The 3,116-nt window shown below is 39.2% G+C and carries 3 protein-coding genes and 1 tRNA gene; 1 reads left to right on the top strand and 3 read right to left on the bottom strand.

Going from position 1 to position 3,116, the window contains the following annotated elements:
- Both ACFIO3_RS10670 and ACFIO3_RS10665 read right to left on the bottom strand, forming a co-directional pair.
- The coding region (locus tag ACFIO3_RS10670) for a UDP-N-acetylglucosamine 1-carboxyvinyltransferase (protein WP_375704438.1) at positions 1–746 on the bottom strand (746 nt) is incomplete at its 3' end.
- Between the two features lie 159 nt (positions 747–905).
- Positions 906–1,058: a hypothetical protein gene (locus ACFIO3_RS10665; RefSeq protein ID WP_375608168.1), complete on the bottom strand. Its 153-nt coding sequence runs from the start codon at positions 1,056–1,058 to the stop codon at positions 906–908.
- A 176-nt stretch (positions 1,059–1,234) separates the two neighbouring features.
- Between ACFIO3_RS10665 and ACFIO3_RS10660 the strand changes: the two genes are divergently transcribed.
- Positions 1,235–1,309: transfer RNA gene (locus ACFIO3_RS10660), tRNA-Thr, on the top strand.
- 1,582 nt (positions 1,310–2,891) lie between these two features.
- Here the strand turns inward: ACFIO3_RS10660 and ACFIO3_RS10655 are convergent.
- Positions 2,892–3,116 (bottom strand): hypothetical protein (locus ACFIO3_RS10655; protein ID WP_375704437.1); only part of this gene is annotated, 225 nt, incomplete at its 5' end.

The following is a 3,116-nucleotide window of genomic DNA, read 5'->3' as shown; positions in this document are numbered from 1 at the left end:
TATGTTCCCGCTTCGATTCGATCAGCAATAACGCGTACTCTAGCACCGTTGAGTTTTTTAACCCCTTCAATTGTAAGTGTTGTTGTTCCTTCACCGGTTATTTGAGCCCCCATAGCATTGAGGGTTCGAATAAGGTTTGTCACTTCTGGTTCACAAGCCGCATTTTCAAGAACGGTTGTTCCCTTTGCCATTGTCGTCGCCATCAGCAGCACATGGGTTCCACCAACAGTGACTTTAGGGAAGCGATAGTGAGCACCTTTTAACCCCCTTGGCGCTTTTGCATGAACATATCCATTTTCGATAGCAATCTGTGCGCCTAAAGTTTTAAGTCCCTCAAGGATAAAATCGACGGGCCTTGTCCCGATAGCACATCCTCCAGGCAGGGATACATAAGCCTCTGCGCATCGTGCAAGCAGTGGTCCGATAACCCAAAAGCTTGCACGCATTTTTTTCACCAGTTCGTATGGTGCCCGCGTTGTGATTATTTTTTGCGCAGTAAAATGGATTGTCCTTGCATTGACACAATCATCGTTAAACTCTTGCCCATCAACAGCATATCCAACCCCATGATTATTAAGGATACGAATAAGCAATTCGACATCGGCAAGATGAGGAATATTTTCTAAAGTGAGCGTTTCTTCAGTAAGCAGCGCTGCAATCATAAGAGGCAATGCAGCATTTTTTGCTCCTGATATAGGAATTGTTCCTTTAAGTTTTTCTCCCCCAACAATTTGAATAGAATCCATCGTGTTTTCCCTCTTTTCCTTTGTGCTTGCCCTTCCAAAGGATTGTCCCCCTTCGGGAAGTTATGCTTTATTAATCGTTTTAGAACGCATTCTAAATATGAAAACAAATTATTGAGACGTTTGGTTGCAAAAATTTACTAAAAAAACATTTTTTTCTTTTTAAAGATCTGATTGCGCTCTTTTTCGACTTTGCTCTTTTCGACGTTTCAGGTTCTGACGCAATTGTTGCGCCAATCTTTCTTGACGACGTTTTTCTTTTTCATCTTGATGATTGATTTCATCGTGCTTTTGTTTTTGATACATTTGTGTCATTGCGCAACCTTTTGAACAATGTTGAGCTTCTATCCAAGCAACTCATGATCTTAAATATTTAAGAATATAAGAAATATATGTCATGACATAAGATACGTTTTCTTGCAAGAATATACAAATGTTCTCTTGCCTATTTTCTAACAATATGGCACAAGACAGCGCAAAGATTGAAAACGGCTGCGGTAGCTCAGTGGTAGAGCACTCCCTTGGTAAGGGAGAGGTCGAGAGTTCAATCCTCTCTCGCAGCACCATTTTATTTTTTCTTTATTTTTCTTCTTTTGCCCCTCTTTTCTTTTCACCAAGCATCAATTGCCTCCATCAAAGCCTCCATCCTTTAAAATATGGGCTTCAATATCTTCAATGGCGCGCTTTATTTCCTTAAAAAAGAGCCCTCTGGGAGCAAATTTAAAACTGAGGCAGAGCGCGTGCGCCCAAAGAATAGGTCCCTCCCATTACGTGCACTATCTTTCCTTCATGAAGATATGCCGTATCCTCCACTTTGCTAAGCCTCAATGTTACGACAGCTCTTGGCTCTTGAAATGATTCATAATTAAAGAGGCATTTTTATTTTTTGAATATTTTTTGCCTACACATTTACTTTATACCGTATCGTATAAAAAATGCTTTTAATTGATATCAATAGAACAGAGGCTGAGATAACCTCTCACGCTCTTGTTTTTTACTTAAAGGAATAATGGTATTATTATAAATCAATTTCTTGAACATACCCAATTGATAACCTTTTAAAGCGGCTCGCAAAACAAATAATCTTATTTTGTGAGCCCCTCTACCCATCCCAAGCAGCACGCAACACAAGCATTTCTTAGAAAAATCGAAAGAGAAGCTTTAAAATAATCTTCATCTCTCATCCTTGTCATCCATTAAAAAACAGCAATTTCACACGTCTTCTCAATTCAATGGCGTTGTCAACCTCCCCCACCCCTTGGCAAAGGGAAAACAAAAAACAGCGATAAAACAAGCACCCAATAAGCTTCAAATAAGCCGCGAGACAATTAGCTTACTTTTTTAAAGAAGATTCCTCATTGCCAATTTCACGACCAACAATCTACGCAGCGCACAGCTCCCTCCTTCACAATACGCATTATTTTGCCCGGTACCCCTCCCTCTATTCCTCTCCCTTTCCTTATTTCCCCTCAGTGGTATCCTATTTTTTAGGCTACAGAGCTTACTCTATATTTTTTGCTGCCCATAAAGCTCCCTACCGAGGAATAAAAACCCTGCATATGCGATTTTTTTGACTGTACACACCCTCATTTAGAGACAGGATCCCCCCTTCTCACATTTTGCATTAAAGGGTGATTTACTTCACATTTTTGCCATAAAAATAACATACGGGGATCCATTCAAAATGGCTTGGTTCTAAAAACGATTTAGAAACAACAAAAAATAGATATTTCATGTTTAAACGCTTTATTTTCTTCGCTATCATAATAAGGAACTCTTTTATTTTCTCATCACGCCACGAGTGAACAACAAGGAAATGATTACGTAAAAACATATAATCACTTGCAAAATGACTATAGCATGTCAAAAGAGGAAGAGTTCTCAGACTTTGGTGCTGCTATAAGGAGTTATACGCCATATTTCCGAGAACAAGTATGAAAAATCATTTTTATAAAGTTCAGATACTAGAGTTGACCATGGTAGTACTCATAATGATCTCGGTAATGTCTATTCCAATCAGCTTATTATGGCGTTTCAAATTTAAAACATCGGCATGTTTGCTTAAATTACGATCTTTTTCATTGGCGCAGTGCTCATCCTCACAGAACTCTGAACAATCACATTATTTTTTGAAAAATCTAAAGAATATTAACCATGACTTGTCATGAATTCAAAAAAACAAAAGAGGCGGAAATCTGTTCCCTCATCCCTGCCCCCTTTTATAAGGGAGCAAACCTGTTTTCTTACAGCACCGTTATTTCCAATATCATATGAGATCTTCCCCCATTGTCCCAATATGCTTTCACATTCATAGCCAAGCTCTTTGTGCTCCCTGCTTCCCTGCGCCCCCTTGTTTGGCACCCTCTTCCAACA

Source organism: Bartonella sp. AD328YNZD (assembly GCF_042196425.1).
The sequence above is the reverse complement of the archived record's forward strand: the minus strand, read 5'-3'. Positions and strand labels throughout refer to the sequence as shown.